At 36.1% G+C, this 16,411-nt stretch carries 30 protein-coding genes and 2 pseudogenes; 29 read left to right on the forward strand and 3 right to left on the reverse strand.

Annotated features, from left to right (window positions below; all coding sequences use genetic code 11):
* The first annotated feature begins 2 nt into the window (after positions 1-2).
* The 3 genes from QK255_RS04625 to QK255_RS04635 all read left to right on the forward strand — a co-directional run bounded on the left by QK255_RS04625 (position 3) and on the right by QK255_RS04635 (position 758).
* Complete coding sequence (locus QK255_RS04625; protein WP_002337281.1) at positions 3-230, forward strand: helix-turn-helix transcriptional regulator; 228 nt, start codon at positions 3-5, stop codon at positions 228-230.
* An 11-nt stretch (positions 231-241) separates the two neighbouring features.
* Entirely contained in the window at positions 242-415 is a 174-nt protein-coding gene (locus QK255_RS04630) for a hypothetical protein (protein ID WP_002337280.1), read from the forward strand.
* A 160-nt stretch (positions 416-575) separates the two neighbouring features.
* On the forward strand, positions 576-758 hold the full coding sequence (locus QK255_RS04635) for a hypothetical protein (protein WP_002337279.1): 183 nt from the start codon (positions 576-578) through the stop codon (positions 756-758).
* Here the strand turns inward: QK255_RS04635 and QK255_RS04640 are convergent.
* A complete protein-coding gene (locus QK255_RS04640; RefSeq protein WP_002337278.1) occupies positions 741-1,085 on the reverse strand; it encodes a hypothetical protein in 345 nt (114 codons plus the stop codon). The two genes, QK255_RS04635 and QK255_RS04640, sit on opposite strands and share 18 nt — an antisense overlap.
* 80 nt (positions 1,086-1,165) lie before the next feature.
* On the opposite strand from QK255_RS04640, the gene QK255_RS04645 reads away from it, so the two are divergent.
* The 12 genes and pseudogenes from QK255_RS04645 to QK255_RS04695 all read left to right on the forward strand — a co-directional run bounded on the left by QK255_RS04645 (position 1,166) and on the right by QK255_RS04695 (position 7,232).
* Positions 1,166-1,864 carry a Rha family transcriptional regulator gene (locus tag QK255_RS04645; RefSeq protein ID WP_283341594.1) on the forward strand — a complete coding sequence of 233 codons (699 nt, stop codon included), beginning with the start codon at positions 1,166-1,168 and terminating at the stop codon, positions 1,862-1,864.
* A gap of 178 nt (positions 1,865-2,042) precedes the next feature.
* Entirely contained in the window at positions 2,043-2,384 is a 342-nt protein-coding gene (locus QK255_RS04650) for a hypothetical protein (protein ID WP_283341595.1), read from the forward strand.
* A complete protein-coding gene (locus QK255_RS04655; protein ID WP_010738857.1) occupies positions 2,377-3,048 on the forward strand; it encodes a Sak single strand annealing protein in 672 nt (223 codons plus the stop codon). Before QK255_RS04650 ends, QK255_RS04655 begins: the two co-directional genes overlap by 8 nt.
* Positions 3,049-3,053: 5 nt before the next feature.
* Positions 3,054-3,740 (forward strand): putative HNHc nuclease, encoded by a 687-nt coding sequence (locus tag QK255_RS04660; RefSeq protein ID WP_220188339.1) that lies wholly within the window; start codon positions 3,054-3,056, stop codon positions 3,738-3,740.
* Between the two features lie 2 nt (positions 3,741-3,742).
* On the forward strand, positions 3,743-4,573 hold the full coding sequence (locus tag QK255_RS04665; RefSeq protein ID WP_283341596.1) for a phage replisome organizer N-terminal domain-containing protein: 831 nt from the start codon (positions 3,743-3,745) through the stop codon (positions 4,571-4,573).
* A gap of 17 nt (positions 4,574-4,590) precedes the next feature.
* Positions 4,591-5,442 carry an ATP-binding protein gene (locus QK255_RS04670; RefSeq protein ID WP_283341597.1) on the forward strand — a complete coding sequence of 284 codons (852 nt, stop codon included), beginning with the start codon at positions 4,591-4,593 and terminating at the stop codon, positions 5,440-5,442.
* Entirely contained in the window at positions 5,439-5,798 is a 360-nt protein-coding gene (locus QK255_RS04675; protein ID WP_002321420.1) for a DUF1064 domain-containing protein, read from the forward strand. The genes QK255_RS04670 and QK255_RS04675 overlap by 4 nt, the downstream gene beginning before the upstream one ends.
* A 14-nt stretch (positions 5,799-5,812) precedes the next feature.
* A complete protein-coding gene (locus QK255_RS04680; protein ID WP_250676235.1) occupies positions 5,813-5,974 on the forward strand; it encodes an antitoxin in 162 nt (53 codons plus the stop codon).
* Positions 5,975-5,976: 2 nt separating this feature from the next.
* Positions 5,977-6,276: a hypothetical protein gene (locus QK255_RS04685; protein ID WP_283341598.1), complete on the forward strand. Its 300-nt coding sequence runs from the start codon at positions 5,977-5,979 to the stop codon at positions 6,274-6,276.
* A pseudogene (locus tag QK255_RS13415) lies at positions 6,276-6,371 on the forward strand (MazG-like family protein); the annotation flags it as partial. The gene QK255_RS04685 and the pseudogene QK255_RS13415, both read left to right, overlap by 1 nt.
* A 123-nt stretch (positions 6,372-6,494) precedes the next feature.
* Positions 6,495-6,647, forward strand: a pseudogene (locus QK255_RS04690) (HNH endonuclease); the annotation flags it as partial.
* 276 nt (positions 6,648-6,923) lie between these two features.
* Entirely contained in the window at positions 6,924-7,232 is a 309-nt protein-coding gene (locus tag QK255_RS04695; RefSeq protein WP_502856625.1) for a MazG-like family protein, read from the forward strand.
* Between the two features lie 30 nt (positions 7,233-7,262).
* Here the strand turns inward: QK255_RS04695 and QK255_RS04700 are convergent, their stop codons facing one another.
* Entirely contained in the window at positions 7,263-7,550 is a 288-nt protein-coding gene (locus QK255_RS04700) for a hypothetical protein (protein WP_070544172.1), read from the reverse strand.
* 74 nt (positions 7,551-7,624) lie between these two features.
* Between QK255_RS04700 and QK255_RS04705 the strand changes: the two genes are divergently transcribed.
* The 8 genes from QK255_RS04705 to QK255_RS04740 all read left to right on the forward strand — a co-directional run bounded on the left by QK255_RS04705 (position 7,625) and on the right by QK255_RS04740 (position 12,365).
* The gene (locus QK255_RS04705; RefSeq protein ID WP_129238476.1) at positions 7,625-8,746 is read left to right on the forward strand and encodes a DNA cytosine methyltransferase; all 1,122 of its coding nucleotides are present in this window, start codon (positions 7,625-7,627) and stop codon (positions 8,744-8,746) included.
* 13 nt (positions 8,747-8,759) lie between these two features.
* Complete coding sequence (locus tag QK255_RS04710) at positions 8,760-9,491, forward strand: hypothetical protein (RefSeq protein ID WP_283341599.1); 732 nt, start codon at positions 8,760-8,762, stop codon at positions 9,489-9,491.
* A gap of 1 nt (position 9,492) precedes the next feature.
* Positions 9,493-9,651, forward strand: a complete 159-nt coding sequence (locus tag QK255_RS04715) for a hypothetical protein (RefSeq protein ID WP_283341600.1) — start codon at positions 9,493-9,495, stop codon at positions 9,649-9,651.
* Between the two features lie 35 nt (positions 9,652-9,686).
* Positions 9,687-9,986, forward strand: coding sequence for a hypothetical protein (locus QK255_RS04720; RefSeq protein ID WP_270216089.1), 300 nt, complete (start codon positions 9,687-9,689; stop codon positions 9,984-9,986).
* Complete coding sequence (locus QK255_RS04725) at positions 9,976-10,140, forward strand: hypothetical protein (protein ID WP_283341601.1); 165 nt, start codon at positions 9,976-9,978, stop codon at positions 10,138-10,140. Before QK255_RS04720 ends, QK255_RS04725 begins: the two co-directional genes overlap by 11 nt.
* Positions 10,141-10,229: 89 nt before the next feature.
* Positions 10,230-10,646, forward strand: a complete 417-nt coding sequence (locus QK255_RS04730) for an ArpU family phage packaging/lysis transcriptional regulator (protein ID WP_104869236.1) — start codon at positions 10,230-10,232, stop codon at positions 10,644-10,646.
* A 260-nt stretch (positions 10,647-10,906) separates the two neighbouring features.
* On the forward strand, positions 10,907-11,122 hold the full coding sequence (locus QK255_RS04735) for a hypothetical protein (protein ID WP_199558287.1): 216 nt from the start codon (positions 10,907-10,909) through the stop codon (positions 11,120-11,122).
* A gap of 283 nt (positions 11,123-11,405) precedes the next feature.
* Positions 11,406-12,365, forward strand: coding sequence for an IS30-like element IS6770 family transposase (locus tag QK255_RS04740; RefSeq protein ID WP_002341232.1), 960 nt, complete (start codon positions 11,406-11,408; stop codon positions 12,363-12,365).
* On the opposite strand, the gene QK255_RS04745 is transcribed toward QK255_RS04740, so the two are convergent.
* Positions 12,357-12,641 (reverse strand): hypothetical protein, encoded by a 285-nt coding sequence (locus QK255_RS04745; RefSeq protein WP_283341602.1) that lies wholly within the window; start codon positions 12,639-12,641, stop codon positions 12,357-12,359. The two genes, QK255_RS04740 and QK255_RS04745, sit on opposite strands and share 9 nt — an antisense overlap.
* 113 nt (positions 12,642-12,754) lie before the next feature.
* Here QK255_RS04745 and QK255_RS04750 point away from each other — a divergent pair, with 113 nt between their 5' ends.
* From QK255_RS04750 to QK255_RS04775, 6 genes are all read left to right on the forward strand, one after another.
* Positions 12,755-13,216: a GNAT family N-acetyltransferase gene (locus tag QK255_RS04750; protein ID WP_169062622.1), complete on the forward strand. Its 462-nt coding sequence runs from the start codon at positions 12,755-12,757 to the stop codon at positions 13,214-13,216.
* Positions 13,217-13,493: 277 nt separating this feature from the next.
* Positions 13,494-13,661 (forward strand): hypothetical protein, encoded by a 168-nt coding sequence (locus tag QK255_RS04755; protein ID WP_005876810.1) that lies wholly within the window; start codon positions 13,494-13,496, stop codon positions 13,659-13,661.
* Between the two features lie 25 nt (positions 13,662-13,686).
* Positions 13,687-14,031, forward strand: a complete 345-nt coding sequence (locus QK255_RS04760; RefSeq protein WP_169062621.1) for an HNH endonuclease — start codon at positions 13,687-13,689, stop codon at positions 14,029-14,031.
* A gap of 4 nt (positions 14,032-14,035) precedes the next feature.
* Positions 14,036-14,317 (forward strand): hypothetical protein, encoded by a 282-nt coding sequence (locus tag QK255_RS04765; protein ID WP_010727648.1) that lies wholly within the window; start codon positions 14,036-14,038, stop codon positions 14,315-14,317.
* Between the two features lie 102 nt (positions 14,318-14,419).
* On the forward strand, positions 14,420-14,734 hold the full coding sequence (locus QK255_RS04770) for a P27 family phage terminase small subunit (protein WP_002286538.1): 315 nt from the start codon (positions 14,420-14,422) through the stop codon (positions 14,732-14,734).
* Complete coding sequence (locus tag QK255_RS04775) at positions 14,712-16,406, forward strand: terminase TerL endonuclease subunit (protein ID WP_123838942.1); 1,695 nt, start codon at positions 14,712-14,714, stop codon at positions 16,404-16,406. Before QK255_RS04770 ends, QK255_RS04775 begins: the two co-directional genes overlap by 23 nt.
* Positions 16,407-16,411: the final 5 nt, after the last annotated feature.

Raw genomic sequence — 16,411 nt, forward strand, 5'->3', positions numbered from 1 at the left:
ACATGAACCAGGAACTAATCAACAAAAGCGAGCTAGATTCATTACTTGTAGGATATGTGCCTAAACGCTATCTGACTCAAAAAGAAGCAGTTCATTATACAGGAACGTCAGCAGGAACTATTAACGAATGGGTAAAAAAAGGGTTGAAAGTAATCATCTTTGGTGAAAACAGCCGTCCGAAATACGACATCAAAGATATCGATGAATTCATGTCGAAATATAAAGTCTAAGGAGGAAAAACATGGGTAAATTCAACAGAGCATTCGTATTCAGCGCACCGCTAATCATCTACGCTTTAGGACTTTGGGGAAGCAGACAAGCATTAATCGGCACGATCGTTTATATGCTTTGGATTTTCATTGGGCTTGATGAAGCTGAGTACAAAACAAAAAAGCCAACCGAGGGGGCTGACTAATGAGTAAGGACGATATTGTATTTCTGTTACCTATGTTTTGTGGGATTGGATCAATAGTAATTAATTTGTATTTGATTATTAAAGAAAAATTTTTCAATTAAAATGAGTCTTTTAGCTTTAACTTAAATTTTTTTTGATAATTAGCGGAGGAGCAGAAAATATGACTACAGATGAACGAATTGCAACAGCATTAGAAAGCATAGCAAATAGCCTTAGCACTTTTGCAGAAGATACTAAGGCAAATAAAGAGCTAAAAGAAACACTTATTACAAACGTCAATAGTATGCAAAAAGCAATTGAAAGACTGCAAAGTGATCCTTTTGGATTAAATGAAAGGGATTAACGATTTCACTTTAACAGCAAAATCAAGAACTTTGCTGGCATCGTCTTTAAACTTTGATTCCATTTTTGAAATTGCGAGCGGGGTCAAAGAAACATTGTAATAAACGTCGCTTACCATTGTTGCATTCAAAAAATTATTATCTTTCAATTCTTTAATTGTAAAGTGGACATCTTCTGGTAACCACGCAGGCATAATCTTTTCGTGGACAGAATCAGATTTACCAAAGTGTATAGCAACTGATTTTGAATCGCCATTTTTACGACGTTGAATGTATTCAGCATACATTCTTGAAAGTAAGTATTTTGCATCATTAGTCAAATCATCCATATATTTTTTTCACCACCTTTTTATATTTCGACAGACCACTTGCCGATAAAAAAAATTATATCAAAAGGAGAGAAATAAGAATGCAAGAATTAGTAATTTTGAAAAATAAAGAAGCTGTGACTACGAGTTTGCAAGTTGCAGAAAGTTTTGAGAAAAAGCATCAACATGTTTTAAGAGATATTGATGCACTGAAAAAAGATGTGTCCAATTTTGGACAGATGTTTTCTGAAGGTAATGAGCCAGATTCCTACGGAAGAAATCGACGAGTTTTCTTCATTAGCAGAGATGGATTTTTCTTGTTAGCTATGGGATTTACAGGAAAGAAAGCTATTTACTTCAAACAAAAATACATTGAAGCATTCAACGAAATGGAAGATGTTATTCGCAAGAATACTGTTCCTCAAACAATTGAAGACATGATGATCTACCAACTAGAAGAAATGAAAGATGTTAAAAAAGATGTTTCCATGCTTAAAGATACTACGCGAATTAGCGGACAACAAGAGTTTGAAATTAAGCAAAAAGGAAATATGAAAGTTATGGAAGTTCTAGGAGGCAAAGAAAGCCGAGCTTATGAAGAAATCAGTAAAAAAGTATTCTCAAAATTTTGGTCTGAATTTAAACGTACCTTTTCAATCCCAAGATATGGCGAGTTACCTCGTAAGAGATTCGATGATGCTGTTTCATTTATTGAAATGTGGTTGCCAGAAACTGCAATCCGTATGGAAATTGATCAACTGAACAGACAACAGAGACTTTTTGGTAATGACAATGAATAGAGCTGAAGCGCTAAGAATAGGGACGGTAATTGCTAATCGCTGGTGGAGACATAACAAACCAATCATCCTAAGCCAACAACAAATCGACAAGAAAAAGGCATGGCAACAAATAAAAAAGTGACTCAGCCGACCAAAGCAATGAGTCACAAAGATAATACATCTAAGGAGATGTTACCACATGGAAAAAGAACTTTCCACTCTAGATCAATATTTGACTGATCCTAGTTGGGGCAAATCGAATGCCAAGGAAACAAATAATCGAAAAATCAGACGAAATCTTTTGACGGATGAAGAACTAGCATGTGATCAAGATGATTTAGGCAACTTCGTAACTATTTGGGATCATGTTTATCTTATCCATTTATCGAAGCATTCGAATAAACCTGAATATATTTACGTCATCGAAGATGGCTTGATTGGCGCATTAGAAGAGTACGACAGAGATAACTTGATTGATATCTCTTATTACGGACCAGGTAAGAAATACATTGCTGAAATGGAGGCAGAATTTGATGAGTGAAAGCAAAGGGACATCGACTTTTGAAAAACTTTTTAGTCGCAAGTTAAATAAAATTCTCAAGAAAAAAGGAAATTTTGATTATTTATCTTGGGCTCACGCATGGGAGATTATGAAAAAGAATGATCCACAGGCAACGGTAACTATTAATGAGTATAAACACTACAGAGTTGTTTCTGGAACTCATCAAGACTTTCTTGTTGAGGAATATAAACCTTTTCTTATGGATGAAACAGGGACTTATGTATCTGTCTCAGTAACGGTTAAAGGACACACGGAAACCGAGTTATTTCCTGTTTTAGATTATCGAAACCAACCAGTTGTTAAACCAAATGCAATGCAAATCAATAACTCATTGAAGCGATGCTTTGTGAAAGCATTGGCTCTACACGGACTGGGATTATATGTATTTCAAGGGGAAGATATTCCAACACCACCTAGAATCGATACAAAGAAATTAAACATGCTAGAGACGATTCTAGAAGCTTTCAATGAGCAGATGGGTAAAGATATGACCAAAACCTTAATTGAATATGTTAATGAGCAGACAGATAAATTAGGGCTCTTAGCTGATAACGTTGAAACTATTGAACAGTTAAGCTATGAGCAATGCGCCTTGATGGAGCGAGCAATAGCAGCTAAGAGAAAAGAATTAGATAAGAAGTGATATGAGTGTTTAAACCATTGATTGATTCATATTCAGCGGTTCTGAAAAAGTTCAAAGGGAAAGACATAGGCGCAACCATCAATGAGGAAGTGAACATTGAACGTTTGAAGACGATGTACGACGGATATGATGGCGATCGAGTCATTGAAATTCGTTTTATTGATCCACGTCGGTTCACCGTACAGCAACGAAACTTCATCTATGCACTGATAGGTGATATTTTCATCGATACAGGCATGCCAACAGACTTCTGGAAGGAATTCTTCTACTTCCGTTTTGAAGGTGTCACAGGGCGCGAAATAAGCCTGAAAGACGAATCGAATACAACTGTGAGTGATGCCAATGTCTTAGCAAATATCATCTTAGATTTCATCTTTGAACATCATATTCCTTTCAAAGAAGGCTATGAGATTTTACCAGCGAATCAAGATTATTACTTCTACAAATGCATTACAAAAAGAGTTTGTTGCATCTGTGGCAAAACAGGAGCTGATATTGATCACTTTGACAAAGCGCTGGGAAGACGAAAGCGCAAAGAAGTTGATCATTCAGAGTACACATTTGCAGCACTCTGCAGGATTCATCACACGGAGAAACACAAGATAGGTGTGATCAATTTCAAAAATAAATATCAAATCAAAGGGATCAAGTTAAACCAGGAAACAATTAAAAAGTTAAGGATAGGAGGATAAATTTGGCTGAGATAAGTTGGATCAAACTTAAAACTACTATGTTTGACGATGAAAAAATACGATTAATCCAAGCTGTTCCTGAGTCGGATGCCATCATCGTTATATGGATTCGATTACTAGTTTTAGCAGGAAAGACTAACGACGATGGTCTGATATATATCCAGAGGAACATGCCTTATACCGAAGAAATGCTTGCTACATTGTTTGGCAAAAACGTAAATACGGTTCGCTTAGCGCTAACTACATTGGCAAATTTCAACATGATTGATCTAAGCAGTGATGGACTAATTGCCATCAGTAATTGGGAAAAACATCAAAATATCGAGGGTATGGATAAAGTAAGGCTAAAAAATGCTGAAAGAAACCGTAAATACAGAGAAAGAAAGAGACAGGAACGTCTCAAATTGGAAAATGACGTTAGCGTGACGTCACGTGACGGTACAGATAAAGATATAGAAGAAGATATAGATATAGATAAAGAAGAAAAGAAAGGTAAGTATTCTGACGAACACTTACGCCTTGCTAAAAAATTGCAAAGTAATTTAACTGAAGATTTTCCAAAAGAAATGAATAAAGTAGATATCGAAAAATGGGCAGACACAATCAGGTTGATGGAAGAAAGAGATAAAGCATCTATAGAAGCGATTGAGTATGTGATCAATTGGCTACCTACAAATGAATTTTGGTTTGGAAATATTAGAAGTGCTAAGAAACTGCGAGAAAAATTTGAGAAGCTTAAATTCGAAATCAAGGCAGATAAAAATAATCATAAAAAGCAAAGTCAAAAACTACAGTACAGCAATCCTAGTGAATATGACGACTTGCCAATTTAACAAAGGAGATACAACTGATGGAAAGCCTAGCAAGTACTATGGAAAAGCTAATAAGAAGAGTTTTAGTACAAAGTGGAAAATGCCCAGAGTGCAGCGAACCTTTGTATAGTTGGCGAGGGAAAAATAAGGACGGGTCAGAACGTTGTAAACCAACATGCATGAGTTGTGGTTATAAAGCGTTACGTGTGAAAGAGGATATACAGACCGAACGGATATATAACGACAGCTTAAAAGCACGAGCGTTGAGTTTTTTTCAAAATGGTTCGGTATTAACAGATAAAACTTTGTTTAAATGCAAAATGGAAAATTATCACGTAGTGGATCAAGAAACAAAAATCGCTTTAGAAAAAGCAAAAAGCTATACGAATGAGGTTCTGCTGAACCATCCTGCACATTTTATTCTATCAGGGAAATCAGGAAGCGGGAAAAGCCACTTATCAATGGCTACAGTTTGGGAAATACTTGAGCGCTCAAATTATGACAAGAAAATACTTTTTATAAGCTATCAAGAATTATTAGAGCAAATAAAGTTTTCTTATAACAATGCTGAACTGAGAAAAGAAATTGAAGGATCGCTTATAGCCGATATTAAAACAACTGATTTGGTGGTTTTTGACGATATTGGAGCTGAATTAGGTAGTGGGGTATCAAATAGTAGGCAGTTTACAAACAACACGTTAAACACGCTCTTAGAAGCCAGACAGAACAAGGCAACGATCATCACAACAAACTTATCTGGTCCTGAACTAAGAGAAGCCTACGGCGAAAGAATTGTTTCTAGGATATTTAAGAATTCAGAAGGTTATGCGCTGAAATTCCAACAAACAGCAGACAAGCGTATAAAACCAGTGAAAGGTAGTATCGCATGAATAAATACCGTAATAAAAAGACTGTTCATCGAGGTATCAAGTTTGATTCTATCGCAGAAGCAGAGTATTACGATCTAGCCTTGTGGCAAGCGGAAGCGAACGGCTGGAAAGTAAAACTTCAGGAACGATTTGAGCTAATGCCAAAATTTGAACTAGACGGAAAGAAGTATCGCAAGATCGAGTATATTCCTGACTTCACATTTTATAAAAACGGCAAGCTTGTCAAAGTCGTAGATGTCAAAGGAATGCAGACAAAAGACTTTAAGATCAAGGCAAAGTTGTTCTGTCATCAATATCAAGTGCCGTTGATATTAGCTAAAAAATATCGGAATACGTTCAAGGAAGAGCGTTTTTAACGAGGTGGTCCATCATGACAACAGAAGAAGTGATTCAAATGCGTATTCGAAGCCTTCAGCGTGAGATTGACGATCTGGAACGGACAAAGGCAGTGATGGTCAATGAAACGGCGAAAAAGGCAATCGATTTGCACATTGAGAATTTAAGAAGGGAAATTCGTAGATTGGAGGAATGAGCGTGGATAAGAAAGCAGCAATGAAACGAATCATTGAACTGACATATTCTGAGAATTGGCAAGAAGACAAAGAAATAGTTGCAGAAGTCCAAAAGCTCGGCAAATCAATGTGGACTGAAAAGCCTAAACGGAAAACGCCGAGAAAAATTGCAATCTGGCATGGTGATCGAATTCTAGTAACAGGTACTGCTGAACAGTTATCTGAAATTACTGGATTAAGCAAAAACATTATTTGGGATAGAGCTAGGAGCTTATGGATTGATTCAAAAGGACGACAGTTTAGGTATGTGGAGGAGAAATAATGGACGAACTAATCACAAAAGTAGAGCAGTGGGCAAAAGATAAGGGATTGGATCAAGCAGATCTGTCAGAAAAGCAGTTTGAGTATGTCAAGGATTTCCCTCACCACGTAGTTACACGTAATGGTGAAGTAGTTGTTTTGAGTTATATAGATGCTAGAGGTCAGTTAAGAAAAGCGAGGATTTTACAGCAGCGGTTAAATACTGATGGTTATCCAACAGTGAAGCTGACATATTTTGGGAAGAAAAAAACGGCAAAAGTACACAGATTAGTTGCGGAAGCATTTATCCCAAACCTAGAAAATAAAGAAACTGTCAATCACATTGACGGTAACAAGATCAATAGCCACATTTCTAACCTTGAGTGGGCTGACAGGTCAGAACAACTTTATCATGCGTACGCTATGGGATTAAAGAAGTATCCAGTTGTAGCAAAAACAGCAGCGAAAGCCAAAAGTGGCAAACCAGTAAAATGTTATGAAAAAGAGACAGGAGTAACTAGATATTTTCTTTCTGCAAGAGATTGTTCAAAACACTATGGGTATTCAGAAAGATGGTGTGATAAAAATATTTCTGAAATGAATGGAAATACACGTAAATTTATTTTTGAGTATGTATCTATTGAAGAGGTCAAAGAAAATGTTGACAAAATTACGGTTTCAACGTTAGTAGATTTAGTGAATTTGTGGGCGGTGGAGAGAGGATTGCATAACACTCCTCCGGAAAAACAGTTTTTAAAAGTAGCTGAAGAAACGGCTGAAATTGCTGCTGGTATGCTCCGTGGCAACATGGAAGCTGTGAAAGACGGCATAGGCGACACAATCGTCACGTTGATTATCCTTTCCATGCAAAAAGGGACAAACATACAAGAGTGTTTAGAAATGGCGTACAACGAAATCAAAGGACGAACAGGGAAAATGGTAGATGGTGTATTCGTGAAGTTGAGTGACTTGGAGTGAAGTGAATGATGAGGCACAAAAAAAGACAAGTTACACTTGTCTTCGGTTTCCGATACATTTATCGATTTCAGCTTTGATATATTCAAAGTTTTCAGCGATGAAATATTGATCTTCAATCACACAACGCTGAGAGCTAGGAATATTGATTATAGCGTATGTCTTTAAAAGAGACTCAGGGGCGACAACGCAGTCAAAGACTCCACCAGTATAGTAATCATCAACAAGATAATAATTTGACAGCATTTCTTTTAAACGCTGCTCAATGGTTCCTGATGGGTCTACTGACGGCCCCATTAATAAAGCAATTCGTTTTTTCATTGTTATTACCTCCTTTAACTATATTGTACCACAAATGGATATATCAACTGATTTGGTTAGGAAGGAGATGCTAAGTGAAATTCTTAGACTTATTCGCAGGCATCGGCGGATTCCGATTAGGTATGGAATCCGCTGGACATGAATGTGTTGGATTTTGCGAAATCGATAAATTTGCTAGAACTAGTTATAAAGCAATTCACAACACAGAAGGAGAGGTGGAAATGCATGACATCACAACAGTATCAGATGAGTTTATTCGAGGAATCGGAAGTGTCGATGTTATCTGTGGAGGATTTCCGTGCCAAGCTTTCAGCATTGCAGGAAAGCGAAAAGGTTTCGAAGATACTAGAGGAACTCTCTTCTTTGAAATTGCAAGGTTCGCATCTATTCTCAGACCACGCTATCTATTCCTTGAGAACGTCAAAGGACTCCTCAATCACGAAGGAGGGGCTACGTTCGAGACGATTCTCCGAGCCTTGGATGACCTCGGGTATGATGTGGAATGGCAAGTGCTTAACTCTAAAGACTACGTTCCACAAAACAGGGAGCGAGTATTCATTATCGGACATCTTAGAGGAGAACGTACCAGAAAAATATTTCCTTTCTCAGGAAATGACGAACAGATTAATCCAAAATATCGAATCAAAAAAATAGGCAATATACGCAGAAAAGGTCTGTCGCAAAGCGGAGACGTTGTATCTATTGAGGGAATAGCGCCAACGATGTGCAGTACAACTACACAAAAAGATCCTACAAAAATTGTAGTGCCTGTTCTGACACCAGATAGATTAGAAAAGCGACAAAATGGCAGACGCTTTAAAGAAGACGGAGATGAAATGTTTACTCTAACAGCACAAGATAGGCATGGAATTCTAGTGAGAGAAGCTACTTCAAAAGGCTATGCTGAAGCTTTACCAGGAGATTCGGTCAATATCAGTCACCCTAACTCAGATACACGAAGAGGGCGTGTGGGAAAGGGAATTGCAAATACTTTGTTAACTGGCGAAGAGCAAGCAGTAGTTACAGATAATTACAAAATCCGCAAACTGACACCTCGAGAGTGTTGGCGTCTACAAGGTTTCCCAGATTGGTCATTTGATCGAGCAAAAGAAGTAAACAGCGATAGTCAGCTTTATAAGCAGGCTGGAAACAGTGTGACTGTGCCAGTGATAGCAGATATAGCGAAGAGATTATGAAGGATGAACAGCGATGAATAAACAAGAATTGATTGATGAATTAGCTAAATATGTAAAGAGTTATGAGAACGCTATGGATGAGCATGGTCAAGGAAGGTACGGCGCTTATGAAGTATCTTTAAAGTTGGTGAAAAGACTAAATGAATCAAAAATTACAGACGAACAAGCTTGGAATAAGGTAGCTGAGGCTTATCCTGAATCGGCACAAAGCTTGAGAAACACTTTAGATAATGCTGTATTTGGTAAGACTGGTGAACCGCAGAAACACGTTATGCCGAAGTTTTTTGACAAATGGGTAAAACAAGTCCTTGAAAAACGTGACAAGTTTTATGCTATCTCTCTTATTACACGTGCAGGTTGGGGTTATGGCGTGGACTATGAACTTGGTGAAAGCGAAAATCCTTCCACAACAAGAGAGTTACTAGATTGGCTTGTTGAAGATAGCCTTTATCTTAATAAAGAAAAAGCAACAGAAGCTTTGTTATACGGCTACGAGGTCGAGGAATCTAAGTGGGTGGTAAACGAAGGCGATTTAGTCATTCGTAAAGGTGAGCATGAGGCGAAGGTATATTTTGTTGAGAGCGTTGATGATGATGGAATACTTTTGGTGAACGGTATTAAAGATGAATTTTTTACTGATTTGGACGATCGTTCGGTTGACGAAGAATCAATCAACTACTTTTATGAAAATTTTAGATTGTTAGCAAAGAAAGAGAATTTGGAAGCCGAGAAAGTGGAGGTGTGAAATGAATATCACAGAAGAAGCTGAATATTTTATAGAATTACCAGCAAAACAGAATAAACTTTATGTGAATTATGATATCGAAGAGAATATCAGCATTGATGCGATCAGAGTAACTCGTTTTACGGAAGCAGAAATAAAAGCAATTGATGAAAGATATTGACCATTTGCTGTGCCAGTGGAAGAGGTGGTAGAAAGATGAAACTAAAAGACGGATTTTACGCTAGCAGTCACGGTATCGGCGGTTTAATGCTAGACATGCCGACAAAGAACCCTAAAACACGTAAGAAACCAAAATTCAAAGTCGGTGACATGGTTCGCTGCGAAGCAGAAGGATTCATCTATCCATTTCGTGGATATGTAGAACATCTCTATAATCACTCAGCAATCATTCGTATCGAAAACACGATGGAATGTGACAAGTGGTTAGCGAAAAGCAAAGAGAATTTAGCTGTAGCGAGATTGGTGGATATGGAGGTTATAAACAATGAAATTTAAAATCTTTGAAGAGGACTCCCGCTATGATTTAGAAAAAGAATTAAATGATTTTGCGAAAAACAATGAAATTAAGCATATATCTTTAACAGCTTTTATGGCCGGTTATTCAACTTACTATGCAGCTGTTGTGAGCTATGTAAGTCGAGAAGTGTAACTCGGCAAATAAAAAAAGCCGGATCGCTCCGGCTGATGTAATAAATCCAACAAGTTTATTATATCACATAAAAGGAGCGGTTTGACTTGATGAAATTGTTACGAGAGGTAGATTTCAAACAGACAAGATGTAATGCGAGAGATGTATTGAAGAACTTTCGACGTTTGGAGCGGATGGCAGGTCGTTCTTTGATAGATATTAAGTCGCCGATTATTACGGATATGCCGAAGGCACCGAAACACGGCAATAAGGCAGAAGACGCGATTATTCAGATGATGGATATAGAAGCGGAGAGAGATGCGATTCTAGCGGCTTTGATGGCTCTTAGTCTGATTAGCCGTCAGATACTCTACTACAGCTTCTGTGACGTAAACAAGCACTCTAATTATGAAATAGGGCAATTGATACGAGGATACGGTGAAAAGAATGTAGAGAAGCTGAAATCTATCGCGCTGATCGAATTTGCAGAAGCATATAAAAAAGGCGTATTAGTTCAGTATCGTTGATTTTGTAGGGTTTTTGTAGGGATAGTGTAGGGTTTTTAAGTGTTTTAACGTGATATTATGGTAGTCTCGAAAGATTAGTGATAGGTCTGAGACAAAATAATAATAAAAGGAACATCGTTTTATTATTGTTTCACAATTAAGCTTCGATAGACAGCAACGGAAATATTAAGAATAAGGATGTGAATTTCAACTCCTTCTAACTGTTCTTATTATCTATCATCCGTTGCTGTCTATTAATTTATACATCGGAGGAAAAACGAATGGATAAAGAAAGTGCACGAGAACATTATTTGAGTAAATTCAAACGCAACAATAAACCAGAAGAAGTTTTTGGATCAAGCGTTGTTAAAGAGGTTGGAGAAAAACTAACTAAATTATTAAAAGAAGAAGACTTAACATATGACGAAGCATACGCAAGCCTTCAGTACTGTTACAATCTATTAAAGTATGAGTCTAATTTTCTGAAACTTCAATAGTAAATAATTCGTAATTGGATTCTGGCAACAAACAAAAATTGAATTTTTTTCCATCGATATATTCCGTATTATAAGCCAATGTAGAAAATTCTTTATAGTCTTCTATCTGAAGATTGCCTATAAAAGCTTTAACTTTTTCTAATAATAGTTGTGGATGATCCAAAAGTTTTACTGATTGTCTAGGATACGCGAATTGTAAAATTAAGTTAGAAAAATAAAAAGGCATTTATGGTACACTCAAATTGTATTTCCGACGAAAGAAAACAAAGGAGTGTAACCATAAATGACCTACAAACATCTTACCATAGACGAACTGACAATGATAGAATCATATTATCTTCAACATAATAAGCCGGTTGAAATCGCTAACCGAATGGGACGTGCTATACAAACTATTTATAGTGTAGTCAATAAGTTCAAGCAAGGCAAGACTGCTCTTGATTATTGGCACCAGTATAAAGAAAATAAGAAAAAATGTGGTAGAAAAGTCATTCAATTACCTGCTCATGAAGTAGATTACATTAAAGAGAAAGTCACTCTTGGTTGGACGCCTGACGTCATTATCGGGCGAAAAGAAAGGCCTGTTTCATGCGGTATGAGAACACTTTATCGTTTATTTTCTAAAGGAATATTTGATATTGACACACTACCGATGAAAGGTAAAAGAAAACCCAATGGCCATCAGGAAAAACGGGGAAAACAACAGTATCAGCGCTCAATCCATGATCGACCTGATAATTATCCTGATTTCAATTCTGAGTTTGGTCACCTTGAAGGTGATACGATCGTTGGCATTCATCATAAAAGTGCCGTCATTACTTTAGTTGAAAGATTATCTAAAGTCATTATCACGATTAAACCCAACGGCCGTAAGGCATTAGATATTGAAACTGCCCTTAATCAATGGTTTTCTCGCTTCCCTAAAAACTTCTTTAAATCTATTACGTTTGACTGTGGAAAAGAATTTTCTAACTGGAAAGCCATTAGTAACCAACATGATATTGATATATATTTTGCGGACCCTGGAACACCTTCTCAACGCCCATTAAACGAGAATTCTAACGGGATTCTGCGTCGTAATGGACTGCCGAAATCAATGGATTTTAGAGAAGTGAATCAGACATTTATTTCCAGTGTCAGCAATCAACGTAATCATATTCCAAGAAAATCATTGAATTACAGAACACCAATCGAAATATTTTTGAGCTATGTACAAGAAGCATTTTATTCTAGCTTAATTTGACAAATCATAATATGAAAAACTATCATTCCATGTCTTAGCAGCTTTTGCCCAAAGGAATCCTTTTTCTGCACCACTTGCTATGGATATCTTTGGGCTTGAAAAGTCAAAATCTTCATCAAAACTTTCTTGAATCACAGACCAACCTGTTTCAGAGAGTTTTAAAAAGTCTGCACTGAAAATTTTGCAACCATTCTTAACATACAGTTTAACAGTATAATTATCAGGGTCTAAACAATTTAAAATAAAATACGCAGCTTGAACCTCGCTTAAGTTCATATTTTTCACCACCTTTTGATTTATTTCAGCGGACCACTCGCTGATAACTAAAATTATACGCTTAGTATTTATTTTCACAATATCTGTGGTAAGATTTTACTGAGGTGATATTGATGGATATGGAAGAACAAGTAAAGTTATGGGGATTGCCGGAAGCTTTAAAAGAAGAAGAGATTACTTATCATTTTCATGAAGGAATGGAGACGGAATATGGAATTAAATTTACATTGAAAAATAAAAACGGAGATGATATTTTTGTAATGGATTTTTTATCTCCTAGTAAAGGAATAGAAAAACTGAAAAAAGAAAATAGTCCGTCCTATTTAAGATTAAATTTCATATATGTCCCAGATCCCGAAGATAGACGCAAAGGTATAGCTTCATATTTTTTAGAGAGATTAGCAGAGTTTGCTGCAAAAATAAAATACGTTGGAATTCGAATGGATGTATGCCCTAATCAAAAAAATATTTCAGGTTACAATCGAAAAAATAGTATGAATAAAGAAGAACTAAAGACTTTCTATAAAAAACATTTAGGTATCGAACGCTCACTAGAAGTAATATTTGATAGCTGATGATGTTTTATGATTTACAGATCACTCGTTGAGTGGTCTTTTTATTTTGCGTAAAGGAGATATAATATGGATCAATTAGACAAGGATCAGAAACGATTTGCAGAAACAAAAAGGTTGTCGTTTTGGAAAAGAAGAAAATGCAATCATGACTTTGTGTTCTTATATATACGCAATTGTGATAAATTCTTTGGATGTGTGAAATGTGGGAAAGTTGAATGGTGATAGATCATCTCAATTCGAGGTGGTCTTTTTATTTTACATAAAGGAGGTAACAACGATGTATAGACCACAATACTTAGAACAGAAGTATGAAGTAATCACTGTGCAAAACGGTAACGGTGAGATAGTACGAAAGTATAGAAGACCAATAAAGAGTGATACATATAAACGAAAGGAAAACAACGAAGTTATTCCATTGTATGGCAAAAGAATAGCTAAGCATTAAATAAGATTGCGAAAGGAGACGGAACATGACCGAGGAATTCTATAGATGGTTATTACAGTTGATAAGAGAAGATCGTTTGGTTAAGTTCTATCAGTCTCCTAAATGGCGCAGGCTTAGAGAGAAAGCGATGAAACGAGATCACTATGAATGCCAAGAGTGTAGAAGAATAGGTAAGTATCATAGAGTAGAGAACGTTCATCATATAAAGAAAGTCAAGGATAGACCTGACTTAGCTTTAGATTTAGATAATCTTATTTGTTTATGTGTTGAACATCATAATGAAGTTCATGGCAGATATCTTACAGCGTTAGATAAACAAGAGAAGAAGATAGAAAGTTTTGCTAACTTCGATGCAAGTGAAAGGTGGTAAGTGCATGATCATCAATGACAATGGCAGAGAGTATGATACAGAAAAGATTGAAGAGTATTCATCTTATACTCAGGGATTAATTAAACGTTTGATATACGTTCGCTATGTAGGTATTAGGGATCTGTTATCAGATAACTGTTGCAGTAAATACAAAGTGAATCAAGTGAGAGAATCATTGAATAAAGATAATAACGTTGAAAGAATAAAAAATGTTTTTGGATATAGCATTGAAGAGATTAATTATTACATTGACTTCGCTGAAGCTTTCATTCCGATGGTGAGATAACCCCCCCTTAAAATAAATCGCAAATTTTTTGGGGGTGATGAAACGGAGGGGGCTGTCAGGAAAAGAGATTTTTTCGAACTTTATCATGAAAGGAGGGCTAAAATGTTTAAAAACGAATTGTCTCAAAATCGCTACAGAGAAAAATTACGCCGCTCTTTAATAAGCCAATTGGAAAGTCAGAAAACAAATATTGAGCCATTCTTAGATAATGTTGATCGTTATATCAGTTTATGGGAAACGGCGATATCACTGGAAGAAGATATATCCGAGAACGGCATTAGACTGGAGAATGGTAAAAAGAATGAATCAGTAGCGTTGCTTGTTTCTGTCAACAAACAAATGGGATTGATGTTGGATAAACTTGCCATTACTCCTGAATTGGTAGGTGAAGCAAATGAATCAATTCCTGAGTTATAAGCATATTGAAAATTGGTTCAAAGCTATAGAAGAAGGCACTATCAAGGTATGCAAAGAGCAATTATTGCTAAAAAAGTATCTAGAAGAAAGAGTCTTTACTAGAGAAGATATTTACTTCGATAAGCAAATGGTAGAGGATTCAATCAATATACCAGCACAATACTTTCCATTTGAATTAATACCGTGGGAAAAATTTCTACAATGTTTTATTTATGGAGTCCGATGGAAAAAAGATAAAACGCTTGTGTTCAATAGATATTTAACTCTGATGGGTCGAGGAAATGGCAAAACGGGTTATGCATCATGGAACAACTTCTTTCTACTAACCGCTAAACATGGTATTAAAAATTATAATATTGACATTTTTGCGAATAATGAAGATCAAGCCAAGACTAGCTTTGAAGACGTCTATCAAGTGATTAAAGCTCATCCTGATTTAGATAAAAAAGTATTTAAAGCAACCAAGGAAGTCATTAAAAATATTGCTACAAATAGCAAACTTCGTTATAACACGGCGAACGCTAGAACAAAAGATGGTAAACGGCCAGGAGCAAACCGCTTTGATGAAATTCACGAAAATGAAGATTATTCAATGATGAATGTAGCTACTTCTGGTGGTGGTAAAATTCGAGATTATAGAGAATTTTATGATACAACTAATGGTCATGTTCGAGGTGGACCACTTGATGACATTATAGAAGAATCAAAAATGATTCTTTCTGGAGAACTTGGAATTGATAAGGATGGAGCAGAATTTTCTAGTTTGTTTCCATTTATTTGTCGCTTGGATAACGACAATGAAGTTGATGATCCTGACATGTGGGAAAAAGCTTGTCCAACTATTAATTACAATGCAGATCTAAAACGGAAAATGTTTCAAGAATACTCTCAAATGCAACGTAATGCTGGTTTAAGACTTACGTTCATGACGAAACGAATGAACAGACCAATGGAAGACACACGCTTTGCTGTAGCTTCATATGATGATGTTCTTCATACGAAAGAAAAAGAATTTCCTGAAAAAATGGATGAAGTGATAGGAACAGTCGATTTTGCTGATAGACGAGATTTTGCCAGCGTTGGGTTGCTAGGAAAATATGATAAAGATGTGTATTTTACACAACATACTTTTATCCACGAATCAGCTCTTCGATTACAGAACATAAAACGAGAGATTATAGATATTTCTATAGATCAAGGTAAATCACAGATCGTTCATGGGAAAAATATAGAAGCTGATTATATCGTAGGTTGGTTTCTTGAAATGAGTAATAAATATTACATTAAAAAAATCTCTATGGATATGTACCGTGCAAAAATATTGAAGCCCGCTTTAGAAGAAGCAGGTTTTACTGTAGAAATTGTTCGAAGCGGATCTGTTACACATGGTATGTTAAAAGATCTGGTTGATGACCTTTTTATTAATCAACGTTTATATTTTGGTGATGATGCAATTATGCGTTGGTATTGCATGAATGTATATGAAGAGCATATTTCTAATGGGAATATACGCTATGAAAAAATAGAACCTGAAACTAGAAAAACGGATGGCTTTTTTTCATTCCTTCATGGTTTGAATTTTTTAGATGATATTTATGATTCTGCTCCTGTAACAGTCACAAATAGCTCAGTAGAAAATACAGGAACTGGATTTACTCCTCTAGTATTCTAACTTGA

Source organism: Enterococcus sp. ZQ21, assembly GCF_030053755.1.
Classification (GTDB): domain Bacteria; phylum Bacillota; class Bacilli; order Lactobacillales; family Enterococcaceae; genus Enterococcus_B; species Enterococcus_B lactis.